This window comes from Blochmannia endosymbiont of Camponotus modoc, assembly GCF_023585785.1.
Lineage (GTDB): Bacteria > Pseudomonadota > Gammaproteobacteria > Enterobacterales > Enterobacteriaceae > Blochmanniella.
Genome location: NZ_CP097765.1, coordinates 424,409 through 448,789, shown reverse-complemented (window position 1 = coordinate 448,789; position 24,381 = coordinate 424,409). Strand labels below are relative to the sequence as shown.

17 protein-coding genes are annotated in these 24,381 nt (G+C 31.0%); 13 read left to right on the top strand and 4 right to left on the bottom strand.

Translation table 11 applies throughout. From position 1 onward, the window contains the following. The first annotated feature begins 650 nt into the window (after nucleotides 1–650). The 5 genes from thrA (at nucleotide 651) to dnaJ (ending at nucleotide 8,938) form a co-directional block, all read left to right on the top strand. Nucleotides 651–3,098 carry a bifunctional aspartate kinase/homoserine dehydrogenase I gene (gene thrA / locus M9396_RS01890; RefSeq protein ID WP_250256520.1) on the top strand — a complete coding sequence of 816 codons (2,448 nt, stop codon included), beginning with the start codon at nucleotides 651–653 and terminating at the stop codon, nucleotides 3,096–3,098. Nucleotides 3,099–3,121: 23 nt separating this feature from the next. Continuing rightward, the gene (gene thrB / locus M9396_RS01885; protein WP_250256519.1) at nucleotides 3,122–4,063 is read left to right on the top strand and encodes a homoserine kinase; all 942 of its coding nucleotides are present in this window, start codon (nucleotides 3,122–3,124) and stop codon (nucleotides 4,061–4,063) included. Continuing rightward, the gene (gene thrC / locus M9396_RS01880) at nucleotides 4,060–5,361 is read left to right on the top strand and encodes a threonine synthase (protein WP_250256518.1); all 1,302 of its coding nucleotides are present in this window, start codon (nucleotides 4,060–4,062) and stop codon (nucleotides 5,359–5,361) included. Before thrB ends, thrC begins: the two co-directional genes overlap by 4 nt. A gap of 412 nt (nucleotides 5,362–5,773) precedes the next feature. Next, on the top strand, nucleotides 5,774–7,687 hold the full coding sequence (gene dnaK, locus M9396_RS01875; RefSeq protein WP_250256517.1) for a molecular chaperone DnaK: 1,914 nt from the start codon (nucleotides 5,774–5,776) through the stop codon (nucleotides 7,685–7,687). 123 nt (nucleotides 7,688–7,810) lie between these two features. Then, complete coding sequence (gene dnaJ / locus M9396_RS01870; RefSeq protein ID WP_250256516.1) at nucleotides 7,811–8,938, top strand: molecular chaperone DnaJ; 1,128 nt, start codon at nucleotides 7,811–7,813, stop codon at nucleotides 8,936–8,938. Nucleotides 8,939–9,004: 66 nt separating this feature from the next. On the opposite strand, the gene rpsT is transcribed toward dnaJ, so the two are convergent. Next, nucleotides 9,005–9,271 (bottom strand): 30S ribosomal protein S20, encoded by a 267-nt coding sequence (gene rpsT, locus M9396_RS01865; protein WP_250256515.1) that lies wholly within the window; start codon nucleotides 9,269–9,271, stop codon nucleotides 9,005–9,007. Nucleotides 9,272–9,524: 253 nt separating this feature from the next. Here rpsT and ribF point away from each other — a divergent pair, with 253 nt between their 5' ends. The 8 genes from ribF to folA all read left to right on the top strand — a co-directional run bounded on the left by ribF (nucleotide 9,525) and on the right by folA (nucleotide 21,194). Continuing rightward, nucleotides 9,525–10,499 (top strand): bifunctional riboflavin kinase/FAD synthetase, encoded by a 975-nt coding sequence (gene ribF / locus M9396_RS01860; protein WP_250241922.1) that lies wholly within the window; start codon nucleotides 9,525–9,527, stop codon nucleotides 10,497–10,499. Then, nucleotides 10,496–13,324 (top strand): isoleucine--tRNA ligase, encoded by a 2,829-nt coding sequence (gene ileS / locus M9396_RS01855; RefSeq protein WP_250256514.1) that lies wholly within the window; start codon nucleotides 10,496–10,498, stop codon nucleotides 13,322–13,324. The genes ribF and ileS overlap by 4 nt, the downstream gene beginning before the upstream one ends. Continuing rightward, nucleotides 13,324–13,821, top strand: a complete 498-nt coding sequence (gene lspA, locus M9396_RS01850; RefSeq protein ID WP_250241928.1) for a signal peptidase II — start codon at nucleotides 13,324–13,326, stop codon at nucleotides 13,819–13,821. The genes ileS and lspA overlap by 1 nt, the downstream gene beginning before the upstream one ends. 154 nt (nucleotides 13,822–13,975) lie before the next feature. Further along, nucleotides 13,976–14,911 carry a 4-hydroxy-3-methylbut-2-enyl diphosphate reductase gene (gene ispH, locus M9396_RS01845; RefSeq protein ID WP_250242405.1) on the top strand — a complete coding sequence of 312 codons (936 nt, stop codon included), beginning with the start codon at nucleotides 13,976–13,978 and terminating at the stop codon, nucleotides 14,909–14,911. 209 nt (nucleotides 14,912–15,120) lie between these two features. Then, nucleotides 15,121–15,969, top strand: a complete 849-nt coding sequence (gene dapB, locus M9396_RS01840) for a 4-hydroxy-tetrahydrodipicolinate reductase (protein WP_250241930.1) — start codon at nucleotides 15,121–15,123, stop codon at nucleotides 15,967–15,969. A 234-nt stretch (nucleotides 15,970–16,203) separates the two neighbouring features. After that, complete coding sequence (gene carA / locus M9396_RS01835) at nucleotides 16,204–17,343, top strand: glutamine-hydrolyzing carbamoyl-phosphate synthase small subunit (protein WP_250256513.1); 1,140 nt, start codon at nucleotides 16,204–16,206, stop codon at nucleotides 17,341–17,343. Nucleotides 17,344–17,362: 19 nt separating this feature from the next. Then, a complete protein-coding gene (carB, locus tag M9396_RS01830; protein ID WP_250256512.1) occupies nucleotides 17,363–20,590 on the top strand; it encodes a carbamoyl-phosphate synthase large subunit in 3,228 nt (1,075 codons plus the stop codon). Between the two features lie 109 nt (nucleotides 20,591–20,699). Next, nucleotides 20,700–21,194, top strand: a complete 495-nt coding sequence (folA, locus tag M9396_RS01825) for a type 3 dihydrofolate reductase (protein ID WP_250256511.1) — start codon at nucleotides 20,700–20,702, stop codon at nucleotides 21,192–21,194. Between the two features lie 161 nt (nucleotides 21,195–21,355). Here folA and M9396_RS01820 read toward each other — a convergent pair whose 3' ends face one another. From M9396_RS01820 to pdxA, 3 genes are all read right to left on the bottom strand, one after another. Beyond that, a complete protein-coding gene (locus M9396_RS01820; RefSeq protein ID WP_250256510.1) occupies nucleotides 21,356–22,183 on the bottom strand; it encodes a symmetrical bis(5'-nucleosyl)-tetraphosphatase in 828 nt (275 codons plus the stop codon). A gap of 393 nt (nucleotides 22,184–22,576) precedes the next feature. Next, the gene (gene rsmA / locus M9396_RS01815; protein ID WP_250256509.1) at nucleotides 22,577–23,380 is read right to left on the bottom strand and encodes a 16S rRNA (adenine(1518)-N(6)/adenine(1519)-N(6))-dimethyltransferase RsmA; all 804 of its coding nucleotides are present in this window, start codon (nucleotides 23,378–23,380) and stop codon (nucleotides 22,577–22,579) included. Beyond that, the gene (gene pdxA, locus M9396_RS01810) at nucleotides 23,361–24,380 is read right to left on the bottom strand and encodes a 4-hydroxythreonine-4-phosphate dehydrogenase PdxA (RefSeq protein ID WP_250256508.1); all 1,020 of its coding nucleotides are present in this window, start codon (nucleotides 24,378–24,380) and stop codon (nucleotides 23,361–23,363) included. The genes rsmA and pdxA overlap by 20 nt, the downstream gene beginning before the upstream one ends. Nucleotide 24,381 lies beyond the last annotated feature (1 nt).

Genomic DNA, 24,381 nt, shown 5'->3' with positions numbered 1-24,381 from the left:
TTATGTTAAATGTGGTTCAACAAATCACACGACGTTAAACGTGAATTATAAAATATATTATTTTAATTAATCTATTTAATCCTACCTTTAATATTTGATTTTTTTCAAAATCAAATATTTTTATATCAAAAAATGTAAGAATATCTTTTTATAGAATGTAAATATCTCATTGAGAATGAGTAATTTTATTTTTTATTGCTATTTTCATTAAAATAAATTGGTGTATTTTATGTGCAAATATAAGAATATTTAAGTATATAAATACATTAATATTACTGAAACCGTTCTATTATAAATAGATGATCTATTTTTAATTAATTGTATGTATATATAAAAATATTTGCGTATATGCAGGTAAATATACATTTTGATAATTTTTGTCAAAACAGATATTACTACATTAGTAAAACTTTTATATACTTAAATAATAATTGATTGTTTTTAAAAAGTTTTTATTGTAGATAGTACTACATTAATTAATATAATGATATAATTAGATATAATGTGTGTTTGTGCTAATTTTTAACTATTTATTATAATTATTTATCTAATAAAACATAGTAATAATATGGATAAACATTATGTGATCTTTGCTGTTTATTTGTATTAATGAAATTCAGGATATTAGAGTCATATTTAGGAGATAAAATATGCGAGTATTGAAATTTGGTGGCACTGCACTTTCTAATGCAAATCAGTTTATCCATGTCGCCAATATTCTTGAAAAAAACGCTCAAGAAGAACAAATAGCAGCGGTGTTATCGGCACCTGCAATGATTACTAATTATCTAGTATCAGTTATTGATCGCACGTTAAATGGTAGTTCTGTATTCGAACATATTCACAATATAGAAACTATTTTTAATACTTTGTTAGAAGATATAGCACAGACTCAACCAGGATTTAATCATATAACTTTGCGTCTTATATTAGAACAAGAGTTTATTCATTTAAAAAATTTACTACATGGAATTTCATTGTTAAAATTTTGTCCAGATAATATAAATGCTAATATTATTTGTTTGGGGGAAAAGTTGTCCATTATTTTAATGGAAGGGCTTTTAAATGCGAGGAATCTCCAAATAACTGTTATTAATCCAGTGGATAACCTTGTAGCACAAGGCAGAGAATATCTGACCTCTATGGTAAATATTGAAGAATCTACGCGGCGTATTAAAAATATACCTATTTCTCATTTGGATATTATGTTAATGGCTGGATTTACTGCGGGAAATGAGCAGGGTGAATTAGTTGCTTTAGGTCGAAATGGTTCTGATTATTCAGCTGCGATTTTAGCGGCTTGTTTAGGTGCTAGTCGTTGTGAAATTTGGACAGATGTAGATGGTATTTATACGTGTGATCCGCATCAAGTACCTAATGCAAAATTATTAAATTCATTATCTTATCAAGAGGCTATGGAACTTTCTTATTTTGGAGCTAAAATTTTACATCCACGCACTATTGTGCCGATTGCTCAATTTCACATACCTTGTTTAATAAAAAATGTTTTCAAACCTAATGCTCCTGGAACATTAATTGGATCAATTAATAATGATACGACTAATATAGTTAAAGGAATTACATATTTAAATGATATGGTAATGTTAAATATTTCTGGACCAGGAATGAAAGGAATGATTGGAATGGCCGCTCGTGTGTTTTCTGCAATGTCTAAGGCCATATGTTCAGTAGTGTTAATCACTCAATCATCTTCTGAGTATAGTATAAGTTTTTGCGTGCCTTATCAAGAGTTATCAAAAGCTTGCACTGCATTAAATGAAGAATTTAATTTAGAATTAAAAAATGGACTTTTGGAGCCAATAGATGCGATACGAGATCTCGCAATTATTTCAGTTGTGGGCGATGGCATGCGTACTCAACTTGGTTTGTCTAACAAATTGTTCGAAGCATTAGCTCGCGCTAATATTAATATTATTGCAATTGCTCAAGGATCTTCAGAGCGTTCTATTTCGGTGGTGATAAAAAACAATGTTACTGCTATTGGAATTAGAGTAGCTCATCAAATGTTATTTAGTACTGATCAATTAATAGAAGTATTTATTATTGGATCTGGAGGCGTTGGTACTGCTTTAATAGAACAAATTCGACGTCAGAGACATTGGTTAAAAAATAAACATATCGACCTACGAGTATGTGGTATTATTAATTCTCGAATGATGTGTATCGACATAAATGGGATTGATTTAAATAACTGGGAATCATCTCTAAAGAAAACTCATGAATCTTGTAATTTAAAAAAATTAATGGAAATTATACAAGAAAATCATTTATTAAATCCAGTTGTTGTTGATTGCACTAGTAGTATTGATGTAGTTAATTATTATGTGGATTTTCTGTTAAATGGTTGTCATGTGATTACACCAAATAAAAAAGCTAACACCGGATCTATGGAGCAATATAGAAGACTTAGGGATATTGTGATAAAATCACGAAGGAAATTTTTATATGATACTAATGTCGGAGCTGGATTACCAGTTATAGAAAATTTGCAAAATTTGTTAAATGCTGGAGATGAATTAATCAGTTTTTCAGGTATTTTATCTGGATCTTTATCATTTATTTTTGGAAAATTAGATGAAGGATTATCATTATCTGCTGCAACTTTATTAGCTCAGAAGAAAGGCTATACTGAACCAGATCCTAGAGATGATCTTTCTGGTATAGACGTAGCTAGAAAATTATTAATTTTAGCACGAGAAGTTGGATATGAATTAGAATTGAATGATATTCAAGTCGATCCAGTAATACCACATAATTTTATAAGTAAAAATGATACGGATAGTTTTTTTAAAAAATTGTCTTTACTAGATGACATTATTTCTGATAAAGCTCAAAGGGCGTATAAATCAGGACATGTATTGCGTTATGTTGGGAATATACAGGAAGGACAGTGTCGCGTGCAAATCGAATCTATAAATAATAATCATCCATTATTTAAAGTAAAAGATGGAGAAAATGCTCTTGCATTTTTTACTCGGTATTATCAACCATTACCATTGGTATTACGTGGTTATGGTGCAGGTAATGATGTTACAGCAGCCGGAGTATTTGCAGATTTATTACGCACTTTATCATAATAAAAGTAAGGATGTGTGTAGATATGGTCAGAGTTTATGCGCCAGCGTCTATCGCTAATATTGGAGTGGGGTTTGATACTTTAGGTATGGCAATTGCTCCAATAAATGGTAGCTTACTTGGAGATTGCATTAGTGTTGAAAATGCTAATGCATTTAGTTTAAGAAGTACAGGATTTTTTCATAGTCAATTACCAATACAATTAGAAGAAAATATCGTATTCCAATGTTGGAGAAGATTTTGTGAAATTTTAGGACAAACATATTTTTTGAGTATTAAATTGGAAAAAAATATTCCTGTTTCTTCTGGTTTGGGTTCTAGCGCTTGTTCCATAGTAGCTGTATTGGTCGCAATGAATTATCATTGTGGATGTCCACTTAATACAGATCAATTGCTCATGCTAATGGGGGAAATGGAAGGTAAAATTTCTGGTTCAATTCATTTTGATAATGTGTCTCCTTGTTTTTTAGGAGGTACGCGTTTAATATTGCAGAATTGTAATATTGTTAACCAGATAATACCTAGCTTTGATGATTGGTTGTGGATTGTAGCGTATCCAGGTATTAAAATGTCTACAGCAGTATCTCGATCAGTATTACCAAATAAATATGATCGTGAAGATTGTATTAATCATAGTCAAAATTTATCCGGATTTGTACATGCTTGTCATACTAAACAAGAATATTTAGCAATTAGATGTATGAAGGACATCATTGCAGAACCTTATCGATCACGATTGTTTCCGATTGAATTATCTTGCATACGTCATAGTGTTATGAAAAGAGGTGCTATATCTTGTGGTATTTCAGGATCTGGTCCTACAGTTTTTGTATTATGTAATAATCATGATGTAATAGAAGATATTTCTAATTGGTTATCACGTTTTTATTTACAAAATAATTCAGGTTTTGTTCGAATTTGTTCTTTAGATAATCTTGGAGCGCGTATTATGGTGAATAATGAATGAAACTATATAATATTAATCAACATAGTGAACAAGTCACGTTTACTCAAGCTCTCTTGCAAGGATTAGGAAAAAATCAGGGGTTATTTTTCCCAGAAGATCTTCCAAAATTCTCTATATTTGAAATAAATTCTCTCTTAGAAATGAGTTTTATAGAACGTAGTACGCATATTTTATCTACATATATTGGCTCTGAATTATCAAAAAATAGTATATTAACTTGTGTTAAAAATGCTTTTAATTTTCCAGTCCCATTAGTGTGTATAAATAATAATGTTGCAGTTTTAGAACTTTTTCACGGCCCAACTTTGGCTTTTAAAGATTTTGGAAGTCGATTAATGGCGCAGATGTTAAATCAGACTAACCATCGTTTTGATAAACCGATGGTTATTCTGACTGCTACTTCTGGAGATACAGGTGCTGCTGTAGCCCATGCTTTTTTTAATTTAAGTAATATACATGTTATAATTCTTTACCCTAGAGGTAAGATTAGTGCATTACAAGAAAAATTATTTTGCACTTTAGGAGGCAATGTTTCTACAATATCAGTAAACGGAGATTTTGATTCATGTCAACGTTTAGTTAAGCAAGCTTTTGATGACAGCGTACTGCGACAAAAATTAGATTTAAATTCTGCGAATTCCATTAACATTGGTCGATTATTAGCTCAAATTTGTTACTATTTTGAAGGGGTATCACAATTACCGCATCACATGCGTAATAAACTAGTTATTGCAGTTCCTAGCGGTAATTTTGGAAATTTAACAGCAGGATTATTAGCTCAATCTTGTGGATTACCAGTGAAGAAGTTTATTGCTGCTACTAATATTAATGATACTGTGCCTAGATTTTTAGAATATGGTTATTGGGAACCTCGTCCTACTGTTTCAACGTTTTCTAATGCTATGGATGTAAGCTCTCCAAGTAATTGGTCTAGAATAGAAGAATTATTTCGTCGAGAAAATAAATCTATTAAAGATTTGGAATATGGTTGTGTTAATGATTTTCTCACCGAGAAAACAGTCCAAGAAATTGCAGATTTAGGATATCTTTCCGAACCTCATACCGCTGTAGCATATCGATCACTATGCGATAAATTACATTCTGATGAATTTGGTATATGTCTTGGTACTGCTCATCCTGTTAAATTTAAAGAGTTAGTAGAGGATTTTTTGAAAAAAAAGATACAAGTAATATTACCAGTTGTATTAAAAGAGCGTATGAAATTACCTATTTTATCGTATGAAATATCCAAATGTTTTTCTTCGTTACGTAACCTAATTTTAAGAATAATGTCTTAAAATATTATGTATATACTACAAACATATATGTGTTATATTAAAATCTAGTATTTTTTATATTTTTGCGTTCATTAATGCATTTAATAAGATTATAAATAATTATATAGAATATATATAAACATATTTATACATCTGTATCAATATGAATATTGATACAGATGTATAACAAGATGATGTTTTGTAAAGAGTAGTGATGAATAAAATTAAATAATTATATGAATAATCCGTTTGCTATATATGGATATTTTATAATTTTATTAGTGATTTTTACAAAATAATTAATTATCTTAAATTCATATAATGTTTTTTGAAAAGTTTTGAAAACAAATTTTTTTTAAGGTTGAAAAGTACAGTTTTGACCGCATATCAGGTGCATGGTGTGGTTAAATTGATTTTCAGTGGAGATGTATAGATGGGAAAAATTATTGGCATAGATTTGGGGACAACCAATTCTTGTGTTGCAATTATTGAAGGAAATAAACCTCGTGTATTAGAAAATAGTGAAGGTGATCGTACAACTCCTTCTATTATTGCTTATACACAAGATGGAGAGATTTTAGTTGGTCAACCAGCTAAGCGGCAGTCTGTTACTAATCCTAAAAATACTTTATTTGCTATTAAGCGATTGATTGGTCGTCGGTTCCAAGATACAGAAGTGCAGCGTGATGTGAATATCATGCCGTATAAAATAATTTCTGCTGATAACGGAGATGCTTGGTTAGATGTTAAAGGTCAAAAGATGGCGCCTCCTCAGGTTTCCGCTGAAATTTTAAAAAAGATGAAGAAGACCGCAGAAGATTATCTTGGAGAACAAATTTCTGAAGCAGTTATTACGGTTCCGGCTTATTTTAATGATGCTCAACGTCAAGCTACTAAAGATTCTGGACGTATTGCTGGTTTAGAGGTTAAAAGAATTATAAATGAACCGACTGCTGCAGCATTAGCTTATGGTTTAGATAAAGAAACTAGAGGGAATCGCACAATTGCAGTATATGATTTAGGAGGGGGAACTTTTGATATTTCAATTATTGAAATTGATGATGTTGATGGAGAAAAAACTTTTGAAGTGCTGTCTACTAATGGAGATACTCATTTAGGGGGAGAAGATTTTGATAGCCTTTTAATAAATTATTTAGCAGATGAGTTTAAAAAAGATCAACGTATTAATTTGTATAATGATCCTTTAGCAATGCAACGACTGAAAGAAGCAGCAGAGAAAGCAAAAATAGAATTATCTGCTTCGCATCAAACTGATGTGAATTTACCATATATTACAGCAGATAATACTGGACCGAAGCATATGAATATTAGAGTAACTCGTGCTAAATTAGAATCCTTAGTAGAAGATTTAGTTAATCGTACTATGGAGCCGCTGAAAGTAGCGCTCAAAGATGCTAACTTGTCTGTGTCCAATATAAATGATGTTATTCTAGTAGGTGGGCAGACTCGCATGCCTCTTGTTCAAGCAAAAGTATCTGAATTTTTCCAAAAAGAGCCACGCAGAGATGTCAATCCTGATGAAGCTGTTGCTATCGGAGCGGCAGTGCAGGGAGGAGTATTGTCTGGAGATGTAAAAGACGTGTTGTTGTTGGATGTGACCCCATTATCTTTAGGGATTGAAACAATGGGGGGAGTTATGACTTCATTAATCGCTAAAAATACTACTATTCCTACTAAACATAGTCAGATTTTCTCTACCGCTGAAGATAATCAATCTGCTGTCACTATTCATGTCTTACAAGGAGAAAGAAAGAGAGCAAGTGATAATAAATCGTTGGGACAATTTAATCTAGATGGAATAGCAGCGGCGATGCGTGGTATACCTCAGATTGAAGTGACTTTTGATATTGATGCTGATGGTATTTTACATGTATCTGCTAAAGATAAGAATAGTGGACGTGAACAAAAAATTACTATTAAAGCTTCTTCTGGTTTAAATGAAGAAGAAATTAATAAAATGGTTCAAGAAGCAGAGGCTAATGCTGAATCAGATCGTAAATTTGAAGAGTTGGTGCAAATTCGAAATCAAGCTGATCATTTGCTACATAGCACTAAAAAACAATTAACGGAAGTTGGCGATAATATATCATCAGATGATAAATCTGCTATAGAAGACGCATTAAAAGAATTGGAATCAGTTATAAAAAACGAAGACAAAAATGAAATTGAATCTAAAATTCAATCTTTAATTAAAGTTTCTGGAAAATTATTGGAAGCCAGTCAAAAACATCAAGAACAATCTAAGTCTCAGTCTTCTAATAGTACTTCTGATCCAAATGGAGAAGTAGTAGATGCAGAATTTGAAGAAGTAAAGAACAAAAAATAATATTTTTTAAAAAATAAATTTAGAGCAGGAGAAGAGTAATTATTAAAATTATAAATGAAAAAATGTTGAATCTATAAATGTATTACTAAATTAATAGGTATACAAAGGGACATAAAGAAAACCATGGCTAAATCAGACTATTATGAGATTTTGGGCATTTCCAAAAATGCGGATGAGCGTGAAATCAAAAAGTCCTATAAACGCCTGGCAATGAAATTTCATCCAGATCGTAATCAAGGGAATACCGCAGCTGAAACAAAATTTAAAGAAATTAAAGAAGCATATGAAGTATTAAGTAATGCAGAAAAACGTGCAGCTTATGATCAGTATGGTCATGCAGCGTTTGAATCAGGAAGTATGGGGGCAACAGCAAATTCAGGAGGAGCAGATTTTAGCGATATTTTTGGTGATGTGTTCGGAGATATATTTGGAGGAAATAGAAGGAATCGTGCAGGCAGAGGATCGGACTTGCGTTATAATATAGAGTTGAGTTTAGAGGATGCAGTTCGTGGGATTATTAAAGAAATATGCATACCAACTTTATCGACGTGTGAGAAATGTCGTGGAAGTGGCGCGAGATCAAATTCAGCGATAGTTACTTGCATGACATGTCATGGTCAAGGGCAAATTCAAATACGCCAAGGTTTTTTTTCTGTACAGCAATCTTGTCCCACATGCCATGGACATGGTAAAATTATTAAAGAAGTTTGTAATAAATGTCGTGGAAATGGACGAGTAGAACGATCTAAGACTCTATCTGTTAAAATTCCAGCTGGTGTAAACACAGGAGATCGTATACGTTTATCAGGTGAAGGCGAATCTGGCAAAAATGGTGCACCTTCAGGAGATTTATACGTTCAAGTTCAAATTAGAAAACATCCCATTTTTGATAGAGAAGAAAAAAATCTTTATTGTGAAGTACCAATTAGTTTTTCTATGGCAGCCTTGGGAGGAGAAATTGAGGTGCCAACCTTAGATGGGAGGGTAAAATTAAAAATTCCTCCTGAAACCCAAACTGGAAAACTATTTCGTATGAGAGGAAAAGGAGTAAAATCAGTTCGAAGCGGTGGTAATGGTGATTTGTTATGTAGAGTAGTGGTAGAAACTCCGGTGAAGTTAAATGATACACAAAAACGATTACTTCAAGATTTGTCAGATAGTTTTGAGGGACCTCATGGAAACCGAAACAGTCCTAGATCTAAAAGTTTTTTTGATGGTGTAAAAAAATTCTTCGATGATCTTACTCATTAATTGCTTACAGTGATGTTTCAATATTATTGATTTTTAAATGTTATTATTTTCCCTTTTACTGTGCAGTCAACACTCCATGGATTTGATACGCGCATATGCTCTAGATTTACATCTAGCGGCTTTATTTTTATGCATTAAACCTTTACAAGCCTGATGATCTATTATTTTCTGCATAAAAACAAATGCAGTCATTGCAGCTGTCTTATCTTTAATCTCAATTGCTGCATATACCTTTTTTATAAAGGTACGCAACATGGATCTCCGGCTTGCATTACACTTGCGTTGTTGTTGTGATTTTATAAGAGATTTTCTAGCTGATTTAGTGTTAGCCAATATGAAGTACCCCTTAAAATATTAAAATTTTAATTACACATATACCTTATGTTATATTTTTATATTATAAATTACAATTGTTATTTATATATTTTCAATATGATTATCATTACGGTTATAAATGTTTTTATAAATTTATTTTAATAATTATATTATTTGTATGATTTTTGAATTTATTTTATAAAATAAGTTAATACTTTTAAAAATATATGAATAAATATCAATATCTTTTAAGAATTTATTTGAATTTAACATGGAATTTGTTAGAGGATTACATAATATAAAATCCCGTCATAAAGGTTGCATACTTACTATCGGTAATTTTGATGGATTTCATCGTGGGCATCAGGCATTACTTGAAAAGTTACAAAAAAAACGAAACATTTTGAAATTACCTGTTGTGGTTATGATCTTCGAGCCACAACCTAAAGAATATCTATCTAATATAATAGCAATACGATTAACTAGATTGAGAGATAAAGTGAATTATTTATATACAGCAGGAGTAGATGTTATTCTATGTATTACTTTTAACAAAAAATTTGCTGCTATTGAAGCGTACAATTTTATTAAAAATATATTAATATCTAAATTAGACGTTCGGTTTGTTTATATCGGAGATGATTTTAAGTTTGGTGCTTTTAGAAAAGGGGATTTTATTTTATTGAAAAAAATCGGTAAAAATGAAGGTTTTAAAGTAATACGCATCGCCACTTATTTTGATGAAAACAATCGAAGAATAAGTAGTACTGCGATACGTGTTGCTTTAGTAGAAAATAGAATATTGGATGCTGAATTATTACTTGGACATTCTTATTGTATTTCTGGCCGTGTAGTGCACGGAGATGAATTAGGTCGTAGGATTGGGTTTCCTACAGCTAACGTATCATTACAGGGCAAACGATTACCAATGCATGGTGTATACGCAGTGGAAGTGTATGGTATTTCTAATCATCCATTACCGGGTATAGCCAATGTGGGAATTTGCCCGTCAGTTACTGGAAAAAATCAACAAAAGTTAGAAGTACATTTGTTAAATGTATCTACAAATTTATATACTTATCACGTTAAAGTAGTTTTTTTAGCTAAAATACGTGATGAACAATATTTCAGTTCCGTGAAAACATTACAGCGTCAAATTAAAAGCGATATAATAAAAGTACGTAGTTATTTTAATAAAATTAATAATATCAACAAAATTTATAAAAACGGAATAATTTATAAATGATTAACTATAAAAATACTTTGAATTTACCATACACATTATTTCCAATGCGTGCTAATTTACCTGTATGTGAGCCTACTATCTTAGAGCGTTGGTATAAAGATAATTTATACGAAGCAATTCGTCATAAAAAAAGTAAAAAAAAATTATTCATACTACATGATGGCCCACCTTATGTAAACGGCAGTATTCATTTAGGTCATGCAGTAAATAAAGTACTTAAAGATATTATTCTGAAATATAAAACCTTAATGGGGTATAATGCTCCTTATATTCCCGGTTGGGATTGTCATGGGTTACCTATCGAACTACAAGTAGAACGATTAATAGGGCAACTAGGAATTAATGTTGATCCAAATGAATTTCGAAGTATCTGTCGTAATTATGTTTTAGATCAAATAGAAATACAAAAAAAAGATTTCGTAAGATTAGGTGTCTTAGGAGATTGGTCACGACCTTATTTGACAATGGATTTTAAGACTGAAGCAAATATTATTCGCACCTTAAGCAAAGTTATATCTAATGGTTATTTCTATAAAGGAACAAAACCTGTACATTGGTGTTTTCAATGTTGTTCTGTATTAGCTGAATCAGAAGTGGAATATAATAATCATTGTTCTACGGCTATTGATGTTACTTTTTTTGCAGTAGATAATACTCGTATTTCTCAAATATTCAATATTGATTTATGTCAACGTATTATTGAATTAGTAATTTGGACTACTACTCCTTGGACATTACCTGCTAATCAAGCTATTTCTGTACATCCAGATTACAGCTATCAATTAATTGCGGTAAATAATAATAAATATATAATTATTGCAGCTAATTTAGTGAATGTTGTGATGCAACGCATACAATGTTTTTCTTGGAAAATTTTAGGTGAAACTTCAGGTAATGCCTTAGAATCGTTAAAATTTCGGCATCCGTTTATGTCGTTCGATGTTCCTGTTGTCTTGAGCGGTCATGTAGCACTAGATTCTGGAACAGGAGTAGTACATATCGCTCCAAATCATGGCGTTGATGATTATATTATAGCTCGAAAATATAATTTTAAAATTGTTGATATAATAAATGAAACAGGTCATTATGTATCTAATGTGCACCCTATGTTAGATGGCGTACAAGTATTTCAATCCAATGACATAATAATAAACTTATTAAATCAATCAGGTTCTTTATTACACGTAAATCGTAACTATAAACATAATTATCCATATTGTTGGCGTCATGCAGTTCCAGTCATTTTCAGAGCTACTGCACAGTGGTTTTTAAGTATGGATAAATATAATTTAAGAAATAAATTGTTGCAAACAATACACCAAGTAGATTGGATTCCAAATAAAGGAGAATATAGTATTGAAACAATGATTGTTAATAGACCTGATTGGTGTCTTTCAAGACAACGTGTTTGGGGTGTGCCAATACCTCTTTTCATTCATAAAAAAACTTCAATTTTACATCCGCGCACGATTGAATTAATGGAAGTAATTGCCCAACATGTAGAACAATACGGAATACAGGCGTGGTGGGATTTAAAAACTGAAGATATCATAGGCAATGAAGAAGCAGATCAGTATGAAAAAGTGTTAGATACGCTGGATGTATGGTTTGACTCTGGTTCTACTCATTATTCAGTGATACCAGAAAGATTAGAATATCGAAAGCAGTCACCAGATTTATATTTAGAAGGTTCAGATCAATATCGAGGTTGGTTTATGTCGTCTTTAATTATATCAACTGCAATTACAGGTAAAGCACCTTATAGAGAAGTATTGACTCATGGATTTACTGTAGATGCTCAGGGGCGTAAGATGTCTAAATCTCTTGGTAATGTCATTAGCCCTCAGGAAATAATAAAAGATTTCGGAGCAGATATCTTACGATTATGGATAGCTTCTTCTGATTATTCTAAAGAAATGGCAATTTCAAATGCTATTTTAAAGCATACAACTGATGTGTATCGACGTATTCGGAATACTGCTCGGTTTTTTTTAGCCAATATTAGTGATTTTGATCCAGAACAAGATTCTGTACATCCAGAAAATATGATTGAATTGGATTGTTGGGCAATGGATCGCGCTTTATCTGTACAGTTAGAAGTAATATCAGATTACAATAAATATAATTTTCATAATGTAATACAACGGATTATGCAGTTTTGTTCAGTAGAAATGGGTTCGTTTTATTTGGATGTTATTAAAGATCGACAATATACCACAAAAAAAAATAGTAAAGAACGTCGTAGCTGTCAGACTGCATTGTATCATATTCTTGAATCTATGGTGCGTTGGATTGCTCCAGTTTTATCTTTTACTGCTGATGAAATTTGGAGGTATATTCCAGGAAATAGATCAAAATATGTATTTACTGAAGAATGGTATAATGGCTTATTTAGTATAAGTTCAAAACAAATTATGAATAGTGAGGATTGGAATACTTTTTTAAATGTTAGAAATGAAGTAAATAAAATAGTTGAACAAACTCGTCTTAATGGCATTATTGGTGGATCCTTAGATGCCAGTGTAGTTTTGTATGCTACTCCAGAACTGGCAAATACATTACGTATTTTAGGAAATGAACTTTCTTTTGGATTAATAACATCGTCAGCTATAGTTTCAGATTATAGCAATGGAGTTAATGTTACTCAATATGCACAAGCGGGAATGCCCGGATTGAAAATTTTTTTAGAAAAAGCTAAGGGTAAGAAGTGTTTGCGTTGTTGGCATTATAGATTAGATATCGATCAATACAAAAATTATTCAAATATTTGCGCGCGTTGTATTAACAACATAGTTGGACCAGGGGAAAAACGTAGGTTTTTTTAATGAATAAAAAATATAATTATAAAAATTTAAAATGGTTATGGTTATCTATATTAATAATGTTATTAGACATAGGAACAAAATATTGGGTAAAGACTCATTTTTGGATTGGTGAAGTATTATCAATATTACCTGGGATTAATTGTTATTATGTTTGTAATCCAGGATTAGCTTTTGGGTTATTTACTAATGCTAATTTATATTATCGTTGGATATTTGTATGGATAATAACATTAGTAATTGTAGTATTTATCGTAGCCTTATACAAATTGATTGAATGCCCTAAATGTTATAGTATATCTTACTCTATGGTTATTGGAGGGGCTTTAGGAAATTTATTGGATCGGATATTATACGGAACAGTAGTTGATTTTATTGATGTCCACATTAAAAGTTGGCATTGGCCAACTTTTAATGTGGCAGACATAGCAATTTGTATAGGAATTACTATCTTAACAATAAGATACTATTATGATTTTGTTAAAAATAATTTATATTAAAATCGAGAATATGTATGATGATTGTTATCAACATAATATGCATTATTATGTTTATTAATTTAATTACAAAATTACTAAAAATTAATTGTCATATTTTATATGAGCAATAAATGTAGCAATTTTTTTTATATGAAAATACAAGAGGGTATAAATAATTAAAGTTGTATTAGCTAATCCGCGTGGGTTCTGCGCAGGGGTAAATCGCGCGATTAATATTGTAGAGAAAACGATACAAATATATGGTACTCCAATTTATGTACGACATGAGTTGGTGCATAACGATTACGTGGTAACTCAATTATCTAAGAAAGGTGTTATTTTTATTGAGCGACTAGATGAAGTACCAAATGGATCGGTTCTAATTTTTTCTGCTCACGGAGTGTCAAAAAAGATTCGGGAGCAATCAAAAATTAAAAATTTAATAATAATTGATGCTACTTGTCCATTGGTAACTAAAGTACATAAGGAAGTCTCCCGAGCTAATCGTAATAACATGGAAGTAATCTTAATAGGTCATTCTGGTCATCCAGAAGTAGAAGGAACTATGGGGCAATATATTTCTACGAATTCTGGACAAAAAATATATTTAGTTGAGTCGCAATCAGATGCTTGGTCCATTCAGGTTAACCACCCAAATCATTTATTTTTTGTAACGCAAACGACTTTATCTATAGATGATACTGCAAAGATTATAGCAATTTTAAATAAAAGATTTCCTAACATTGTGGGCCCTAGAAAACATGATATTTGTTACGCAACATTTAATAGACAAAATGCTCTTAAAAATTTAGCTCCAACGGTAGAGATGATATTCGTTGTAGGGTCAATAACATCGTCTAATTCTGTACGATTAATGGAACTAGCACGTCGTATTGGGAAAATTACATATTTAATTAGTCATGCTAATGATATTCAAAAAAATTGGTTGTGTGGGGTAAATAATATTGGTATTACTGCTGGGGCGTCAGCCCCAGACATTTTAGTACTCCAAGTTATTGAAAAATTACGTGTATTAAGTACAGATCATATTGTTGTTGAAGAAATGATTGGAGAGGAAGAGAATATATTTTTTGATACACCTAAAATTTAGCATATTTATAATAATAATGGATTTGTTGATTTTATTGTAACAGTAAAATTACGTATTAAATATAAACAAGCTGACTATAAAAAATTATAAACAATATGTAACATTATTTATTATACTTTATTGCACTTAGTATTATATATAGGAACAAATCAGAATCATAAATTTTTCTGTATGTAAAGAATAAACATTATTAATAAGGTTATAAAATTATGAGTGATGCACTTCTCCGTATTGCTGTTACGGGAGTAACTGGTCGCATGGGCAAAGAAATAGTAACTTGTGTTGTTAAAGGAGAAAAACAATTTAGTCAAGAAATTGTTTTGGGAGCTGCTATAACACGGTTAAATACTAATATTTGTGGAATGGATGTTGGAGTATTAATAAACACTGATACTTTAGGTATAGAAGTTACTGATGATTTGGAATCAATTAAAGACAATTTTGATGTTTTGGTTGATTTCACTGCCCCTGATATATCTATAGAATATTTAAAATTTTGTGTTAATAACAATAAAAATATAGTTATTGGTACTACTGGATTTAATCAGATACATAAGAATTTTATTCTAAATGCGTCTCATAAAATAGGAATTGTTTTTTCCTCCAATTTTAGTATAGGTGTAGCGTTAATATCTAAATTATTGCATAAGATTACACAAATTATAGGTAATACTTCAGATATCAGTATTATTGAAACTCATCATAACAGGAAACGTGACATACCGTCTGGAACTTCTTTAACAATGCAAAATATTATTGTAAATGCATTGCGATCTATTCATTCTAATAAAATTATGGATTCTAATCTTGATTCTACAACGTATTCATCATCCTCTTCTTATAATGATATATTAATTCATTCGATACGTGCTGGAGATGTCGTTGGAGAACATACTGTTTTATTTGCAGGACCAGGAGAACGTTTAGAAATTACACATAAAGCATCAGATCGTTTAATATTTGCTCATGGAGCATTACGTGCTGCTTTTTGGATAGGACGTGATAAAAGAGGATTATTTGATATAAGCGATATTTTAGAATTGGATACGCTATTATGATAGCTAGATGCATATACATATAAGTATATATATGATAACATCATTGATGTTATTGAAAGAATTTTAAGATTAATAATCAATAAAACATGTATAAATTTTATTTACACATGTTTTATTTTAATCTAATATAATAGTATTATTAATTTAATATTTGACTTATCAATTTCCTCTCATAAATTAAATGTAAGTTATATACTTAATGATTTATTCATCTATTAAGATAGAGTTATTTTAATGAAATCAGCATTGTTAGTATTAGAAGATGGTAATCAATTTTATGGTTATGCAATAGGCGCAGAAGGAGAAACAGTAGGAGAAGTAGTGTTTAACACATCAATGACTGGATATCAAGAAATAATTACTGACCCTTCTTATGCTTATCAAATAGTCATATTAACTTGCCCTCATATTGGAAACGTGGGTACTAATGAATTTGATAATGAATCTTCTTGTATTCAGGTAAGAGGGCTGATTATTCGTGACCTAGCAATGGTTGTTAGTAATTTTCGTTATACATTGAGTCTTTCAGATTATTTAGTGCAACAAAATATTGTTGGAATTGCTGGAGTAGATACTCGTAAGTTAACTCGTTTAATACGAGAAAAGGGAATACAACACGGCTGCATCATTGCTTGTAACATGCCTGATGCCACATTAGCATTGCGTAAGGCTCGCGAATTTACTGGATTGAATGGACTTAATCTTGTTCATGAAGTAAGTACTTCTCGACAGTATATTTGGAATCAAGGCACTTGGAATATTAAATCTGGAGTATTCTGCACTCCATTACACCTACCTTATCGTGTTGTAGTATATGATTTTGGTGTTAAACGAAATATCATGCGTATATTAGTAGATTATGGTTGCTTATTAACTGTGGTTCCAGCGCATACTACAGCGCAAGAAATAATTGATATGCAACCAGATGGTGTCTTTCTAGCCAATGGGCCTGGAGATCCAAATGCATATGAATACGCAATTAATTCTATACAAACTTTTTTAAATACAACTACAATCCCATTGTTTGGAATTTGTTTAGGACATCAGTTACTTGCGTTAGCCAGCGGAGCTAAAACGATAAAAATGAAATTTGGACATCATGGCTCTAATCATCCAGTTAAAGATATAGAAACAAATAAGGTTATAATTACCGCTCAAAATCATAATTTTGTAGTAGATAAACAAACTTTACCTGATACGTTAAAAATAACGCATATTTCATTATTTGATGGCACTCTCCAAGGTATTCACCATATTAATAAACCTGCTTTTAGTTTCCAAGGGCATCCAGAGGCTAGTCCTGGCCCGCATGATGCTGCATCATCATTATTTGGTCATTTCATTAAATTAATTAAAAATTACCGTAATAAATAATAAGTTTGAGAGTATAAATATGCCAAAAAGAACCGATATACACAGCATCTTACTATTAGGAGCTGGACCAATAGTTATCGGTCAAGCCTGTGAATTTGATTACTCTGGTGCACAAGCTTGTAAAGCGTTACGTGAAGAAGGATATCGTATTATTTTAGTAAATTCTAATCCTGCTACAATTATGACGGACCCTGATATGGCTGATGTTACTTATATCGAAGCGATTCAATGGAAAATAATACATAAGATTATTGAAAAAGAACATCCGGATGCACTGCTCTCAACTATGGGTGGACAAACTGCTTTGAATTGTACTTTAGATTTAGAACGTCACGGAATTTTAAGAAAATTTAATATAATAACAATTGGAGCAACGATAGATTCTATTTGTAAGGCAGAAGATCGTCAAAAATTTCGTGAATCTATGAAAAAAATTAGCTTAGAAACAGCGCGATCTGGTGTTGCACGCGACATAGATGAAGCTATGATGGTTTTGGAAAAAATCGGGTTACCCTGCATTATTCGTCCTTCTTTTACTTTAGGAGGAAGCGGAGGCGGTGTTGCTTGTACTCAAGAAGAATTTGAAAAACTTTGCAGATACGGATTAGATTCATATCCTCATCATGCACTTTTAATTGATGAATCTTTAATTGGTTGGAAGGAGTATGAAATGGAAGTAATACGTGATATTAAAGACAATTGTATAATTGTGTGTTCTATAGAAAACGTTGATCCCATGGGTATTCATACTGGTGATTCTATTACTGTGGCGCCAGCTCAAACTTTGACCGATAAGGAATATCAAATCATGAGAAATGCTTCAATAATGGTGTTACGTGAAATTGGAGTAGAGACTGGAGGAGCTAATGTACAATTTGCGGTCAATCCAAATAACGGAAGGCTTATCGTTGTTGAAATGAATCCGAGAGTGTCGCGATCATCAGCGCTAGCTTCGAAAGCAACTGGATTTCCTATAGCAAAAATAGCTTCTAAGTTAGCAGTGGGGTATACTCTGGATGAATTATCAAATGATATTACCAGTGGTTGTATTCCCGCATCTTTTGAACCATCAATCGATTATGTAGTAACTAAAATTCCGCGTTTTAATTTTGAAAAATTTCCAGAGCGACACAATAAACTGACAACTCAAATGAAATCAGTGGGTGAAGTGATGGCAATTGGTCGTAGCCAACAAGAATCTTTGCAGAAAGCAATACGCGGATTAGAAATAGGAGTAATGGGACTAGATTCTAAAATTAATTTAGATCACCCTAAAGCGTTTAGTATTATTGTATATGAATTAAAAAATGCTAGCAGTAATCGAATATGGTATATTGCTGATGCTTTTCGCTACGGTATATCTTTAGAACAAGTTTTTCATTTAACTAATATCGACCGTTGGTTTTTAGTTCAAATTCAAGAATTAGTACAATTAGAGAACGATGTAATATCGGAAGGTATATCATGTCTTGACAAGAATCGATTATATTGTCTTAAAAAGAAAGGGTTTTCTGATGCAAGATTGGGGCAATTGACAGGAGTATCAGAAAATAAGATCCGTACATTAAGATGTATATATGATATACATCCTGTGTATAAACATGTAGATGCATGCGCGGCAGAATTTTCTACTAATACTTCTTATATGTATTCTACTTACGATGGTGAATGTGAATTTCAATTTAATCACACAAATAAAACTATAATGATATTAGGAGGGGGACCCAATCGCATTGGTCAGGGTATTGAATTTGATTATTGTTGTGTCCATGCAGCAATGACATTACGTGAAAACGGATATCATGTAATTATGGTGAATTGCAATCCTGAAACTGTATCTACTGATTATGACATATCGGATATTCTTTATTTTGAACCAATTACATTAGAAGATATCTTAGAAATTATACGTATAAATAAACCAACAGGTGTGATTGTTCAATATGGAGGTCAAACTCCATTAAAATTGGTTAAAGAAATGGAAGCAGCTGGGATATCTATTATAGGAACGAGTCCAGACGCAATTGACCAAGCTGAAAACAGAGAACGATTTCAACGATCAATAAAATGTTTAGGTTTACAACAACCAGATAACGCTACTGTTACATCTATACAATCAGCTTTAAAAAAAGCTAAAAATATAGGGTACCCCATAGTAGTTAGGCCTTCTTATGTTTTGGGAGGTAGGGCTATGGAAATAGTATACAATGAAAAAGAATTATTATTCTATTTTAAAAATGCTATATCAGCATCTAATAATGCACCAGTTTTGTTAGATAGTTTTTTAGAAAATGCGATAGAAGTAGATGTAGATGCAATTTGCGATGGAAAACAGGTGTTTATAGGGGGAATTATGGAGCATATCGAATACGCAGGAATACATTCTGGAGACTCAGCGTGTTCTTTGCCAGCGCATACGTTAAGCAAAAATATTCAGGACAGAATACGTTATCAAGTAAAAGAACTAGCATTTAAATTTAATATAAAAGGCTTGGTAAATATACAATTTGCAATACAAAAAGATGAAATTTATATAATTGAGATTAATCCAAGAGCATCACGTACAGTTCCTTTTGTATCTAAAGCCACTGGTATGGCGTTAGCAAAAATTGGAACCCGAGTAATGATTGGGCAATCTTTGTTGGATCAAGGTATTTTAAAAGAAGTAATTCCTCCTTATTTTTCAGTGAAGGAGGTAGTATTACCATTTAATAAATTTATTGAAATGAATCCAAAGTTAGGCCCAGAAATGAGATCTACAGGAGAAGTAATGGGCATTGGACGTACTTTTGAAGAAGCATTTGCTAAAGCAACATTAAGTAGTCAGTTTTATATGAAAAAAAATGGCGATGTATTATTATCATTATCTAATAAAGATACGGATAAAGCAGTAGATTTAGTTACTAAATTTATTAAAAATGGTTTTATGTTGGATGTTACATGTGAAACAGCGAAGATACTAAAAAGTGTTGGTCTTGTTTCTCAGATGATTAGACCAGTGCATGTAACTCATGCATATATTCACAAAAAAATTAAGAATGGTGGATATAGTTATATTGTTGATACTACCTTAACAGACAATATTAGTAATGATTGTGCTACATTATTGTGCCAAATCGCGCTGCGACATAACGTCTATTATATTACTACAATGAATGGAAGTTTTGCTGCAGCTATGTCATTAGCTGTTGATACTACAGAACATGTGGTATCACTTCAAGATATGCATTCTAAAATAGTACATTAACACTATAATTGGTATATAATTGCAGAATTATACTTTGTATGTTTCTGTAATTACAATTTAATTAAAAAGTATTTTATAATTTGACGTACATATTGAATATTGTGCCTAAATGATTATTAGCTTAATTGCCGCTTTGACTACCAATCATATAATTGGAAAAAAAAATGTTATTCCTTGGTATTTACCTATAGATATTCAGTGGTTTAAATATCATACTTTATATAAGCCAATTATTATGGGGCGCAAAACATTTGAGTCTATAGGCAAGAAACCATTATTAAATAGATTGAATATTGTTTTAAGTCGCAATTTATTAAATGATTATAATGGTGTTTTTGTAGTAGAAAATATAGATGAAGCTTTATCTTTAATACAGGACGCATATGAAGTCATGATAATTGGCGGAAGTGAAATATACAATATTTTTTTACCTCATGCGCAACGCTTGTATTTAACATATATTCATAACATGGTTGAAATTGATGGTGACACTTTGTTTCCTGATTACGATATAAGAGAATGGCAATCTATTTTTAATAGTTTTTATAAAGTTAGAGAGGACTGTTTTTGTTATTTGCATTTTTCTATTTTAGAACGCTGTTAATAAAAACTATTATGGTTAATAATGAAAATTATATTAATGAAACTAATATTTCATATTAATAAATTATTTTTAAAAGAGCGACAATTAAAACATGGCAATTAATTTATTTTTATTTGTATAGAATATGTATAAATAATCGTCAAATTTGATTATGTTTTAAGCTAAATAGATGAGTCACAAGGTATGCATACAACTTTTTTGTCTTCCCATCGCAATAAGGTCAGTGCCCCTCCCCAACAACAACCAGAATCTAATCCATAAATACCAGATGAAGACGGTATTTCTATTTCTCCTAAAGATGCCCAATGACCAAAAATTATATTATATGCGGGATCAACTAATTTGTTTAAAGAAAACCACGGATATATATTTTTTGGGGCATCTTTAGGAGCTCCTTTGTATTTTAAATCTAATTGACCATTTAAATAAATATAACGCATTCGTGTGAATACATTAATATTTTCTTGTATTTGTTTTAATTTATCATTATGTATCTGATACATATCGAATATATTGTCACGTATGTCTTTTTTAAAAAGCAGAAAATAATGGTCGCTAATTAAAATTTCTTCTATTTCTTGGGCATATTTTTTAGTATTCCTAATATTCCAATTAGGACTAATACCTGCGTGGGTCATTAATATCTTTTTGTTTTCATCTATGTATAACATAGGTTGATGACGTAACCAATTGATTAATTCTTCTAGATCTGGAGCATTGAATATAGCATCAAAATAATCTTTACGTTGTCTACTATTTATTCCAAAATATGTTTTTAATAAATGTAATTCATGATTACCTAATACTATGGAAGCACTTGTTTTAAATTCATAGACTAAACGCAATACCTCTAATGAATTTGGTCCTCTGGCGATTAAATCTCCGGTAAAATGTAGAGTATCAACTTTAGGATTAAAGCATACACGATCTAGTATAGTTTGTAACTGTTTGTAACATCCGTGGACATCTCCGATAAAATAAGTAGACATTTGGGGTGATTATAGATTTTTTTTATAATAAAAATTGATCAAATACATATATATCATAATATTTTTAATATTTTGTATTAAGTATAAACTTTCCTTTTTAGAAAAGGATTATTTGTATAATAAAAAATATATTTTATAAAATATGAAAATATGCTTCTTTTAGTAAATAATTTTTTTTCATTACAATAGAAACTAATTTATTTTAAACATTTTTGTGTTAAAAAAAAAGTCTTATACTATTGTGGTATCGACTTACAGTGTTGTTTAAACAAGGATATCATAATTCAATTGTATATATTAATTTAATAAAAATAGATGTATAACATTTTTTCAGTTGAAATACAATTATAAAATAATAATACTAGTTATAATAAAAACATTATATCAGTAAGTTTATTCGTTATTTAACATATTTGCTAATGTACAGTATTGATTAATAGTAATGTTTTCTGCTCGCAGTGCCGGATTTATTCCTTTTCGTGTTATTTCTGTTTCGTTAAAAAATGTGGATAAGCTGTTGCGAAGCGTTTTTCGTCTTTGGCTAAAAGCTAATTTTGTCAGCGAAGATAGTTGTTCAATATTAACTATTGGATAGGGAGTGTTTGCGTGGGGGAGTAGACGTATTACCATAGATTCTACTTTTGGGATAGGAAAGAAAGAAGTTGCTGGTATCGTTAACAATGGAACGACTTTACAATGATATTGTGTTATTATGCTTAGTCTGCCATATTCTTTTTTATTAGGATTTGAGTAAAGTCGTGTAGCTACTTCTTTTTGAAACATGAAATGCATATCGTAAATTACATTGGTGTATTGGAATAAATACACGATTAATTCTGTGGCTATGTTATAGGGTAAATTTCCTATTAATCGTAGTTTTTGCCCAAATTTATGTGATAAATCAAAAAAATTTGTTGTCATTATATCTTGATGAAGAATATTAATTTTTTTGTTAAACATTTGAACTAATCGATTGACTAAGTTTGAATCACGTTCTATTAATATTAAAGAATCGAGATCTGCAGTATTTAGAATTTGTTTAGTTAACGCACCTAATCCGGGTCCAATTTCTAGTATTTTTTGATGTTTTTTAGGATTAATTGCTTTAACAATAGTATCAATAATATTTTGGTCTTTAAGGAATACTTGGCTCCATTTTTTTTTTATAAGGTGATTTTTATAGTATATTTTTTTCATAAAGATGACTCAGCATTTTAATTGCAACTGTAATAGCCATAATCATACTATCAGGTAGCGCTGTTCCTTTTCCAGATAGTTCAAGAGCAGTACCGTGATCTACAGAGGTTCTAATAAAAGGCAATCCTAAAGTAATATTTACTGATTGACCAAATCCAGAATATTTTAAAACAGGTAAACCTTGATCATGATACATAGCTAATATTACGTCTGCATGTTGAATATATTTTTTCTGAAATATTGTATCAGCTGACAAAGGACCTATTAGTTCGCAATTAACTTTTTTCTTTGAAATATTTAAAGCAGGTATAATGATATCAATCTCTTCTTGTCCTATATAGCCGGATTCTCCAGAATGTGGATTTAAACCGCATATATAAATTTTAGGGCGTGAAACACCAAAGTATTTTTTTAATCCTTGTGCAAGAATGGAAATAGTATCGCAAAGAGATTTTTGAGTAATCATCTTTGGAACAGATAATATAGGTATATGGGTAGTGGCTAAAGCAACACGTAATTTTCTATTACTTAGCATCATTACAGTTGTTTCGCATTTGTTGATTTGAGATAAAAATTCAGTGTGCCCACTGAATGCTATGTTTCCTTTATTAAGAATAGCTTTATGTATAGGACCAGTCACTAATGCTGAAAATTCCCCATTTAAACATCCTTGTGATGCTCTTGTTAAAGTATTAATAACATAATTATTATTATTAACATCTAATTGACCAGGTATAGTTTTTTGTGGAAGTAACATTTTTAATATAGATAATTCTCCGGGCATACAAGGAGATGCTATTTTTTTAGAATAGTAAGAACGTAATCTTAGAGGCAGATTTATTTGCTTCGCTCTATCTAATAGCAGATTAGGATCTGCACACACAACTAACTCTACAGGCCATTTCTTTTGTGCGCTCATAATAACTATGTCAGGGCCGATTCCAGCCGGTTCTCCCGTAGTAACCACAATGCGTCGAAATTGTTTATTTTTTTTTATCATT

Excerpts from the sequence above, each read along its gene's own strand:
- thrB (WP_250256519.1), top strand. The coding sequence starts at position 3,122 with ATGGTCAGAGTTTATGCGCCAGCGTCTATCGCTAATATTGGAGTGGGG.
- folA (WP_250256511.1), top strand. The coding sequence starts at position 20,700 with ATGATTATTAGCTTAATTGCCGCTTTGACTACCAATCATATAATTGGA.
- M9396_RS01820 (WP_250256510.1), bottom strand. The coding sequence starts at position 22,183 with ATGTCTACTTATTTTATCGGAGATGTCCACGGATGTTACAAACAGTTA.
- carA (WP_250256513.1), top strand. The coding sequence starts at position 16,204 with ATGAAATCAGCATTGTTAGTATTAGAAGATGGTAATCAATTTTATGGT.
- ribF (WP_250241922.1), top strand. The coding sequence starts at position 9,525 with ATGGAATTTGTTAGAGGATTACATAATATAAAATCCCGTCATAAAGGT.
- dnaK (WP_250256517.1), top strand. The coding sequence starts at position 5,774 with ATGGGAAAAATTATTGGCATAGATTTGGGGACAACCAATTCTTGTGTT.
- lspA (WP_250241928.1), top strand. The coding sequence starts at position 13,324 with ATGAATAAAAAATATAATTATAAAAATTTAAAATGGTTATGGTTATCT.
- ileS (WP_250256514.1), top strand. The coding sequence starts at position 10,496 with ATGATTAACTATAAAAATACTTTGAATTTACCATACACATTATTTCCA.
- thrA (WP_250256520.1), top strand. The coding sequence starts at position 651 with ATGCGAGTATTGAAATTTGGTGGCACTGCACTTTCTAATGCAAATCAG.
- dapB (WP_250241930.1), top strand. The coding sequence starts at position 15,121 with ATGAGTGATGCACTTCTCCGTATTGCTGTTACGGGAGTAACTGGTCGC.
- thrC (WP_250256518.1), top strand. The coding sequence starts at position 4,060 with ATGAAACTATATAATATTAATCAACATAGTGAACAAGTCACGTTTACT.
- rsmA (WP_250256509.1), bottom strand. The coding sequence starts at position 23,380 with ATGAAAAAAATATACTATAAAAATCACCTTATAAAAAAAAAATGGAGC.
- dnaJ (WP_250256516.1), top strand. The coding sequence starts at position 7,811 with ATGGCTAAATCAGACTATTATGAGATTTTGGGCATTTCCAAAAATGCG.
- pdxA (WP_250256508.1), bottom strand. The coding sequence starts at position 24,380 with ATGATAAAAAAAAATAAACAATTTCGACGCATTGTGGTTACTACGGGA.
- carB (WP_250256512.1), top strand. The coding sequence starts at position 17,363 with ATGCCAAAAAGAACCGATATACACAGCATCTTACTATTAGGAGCTGGA.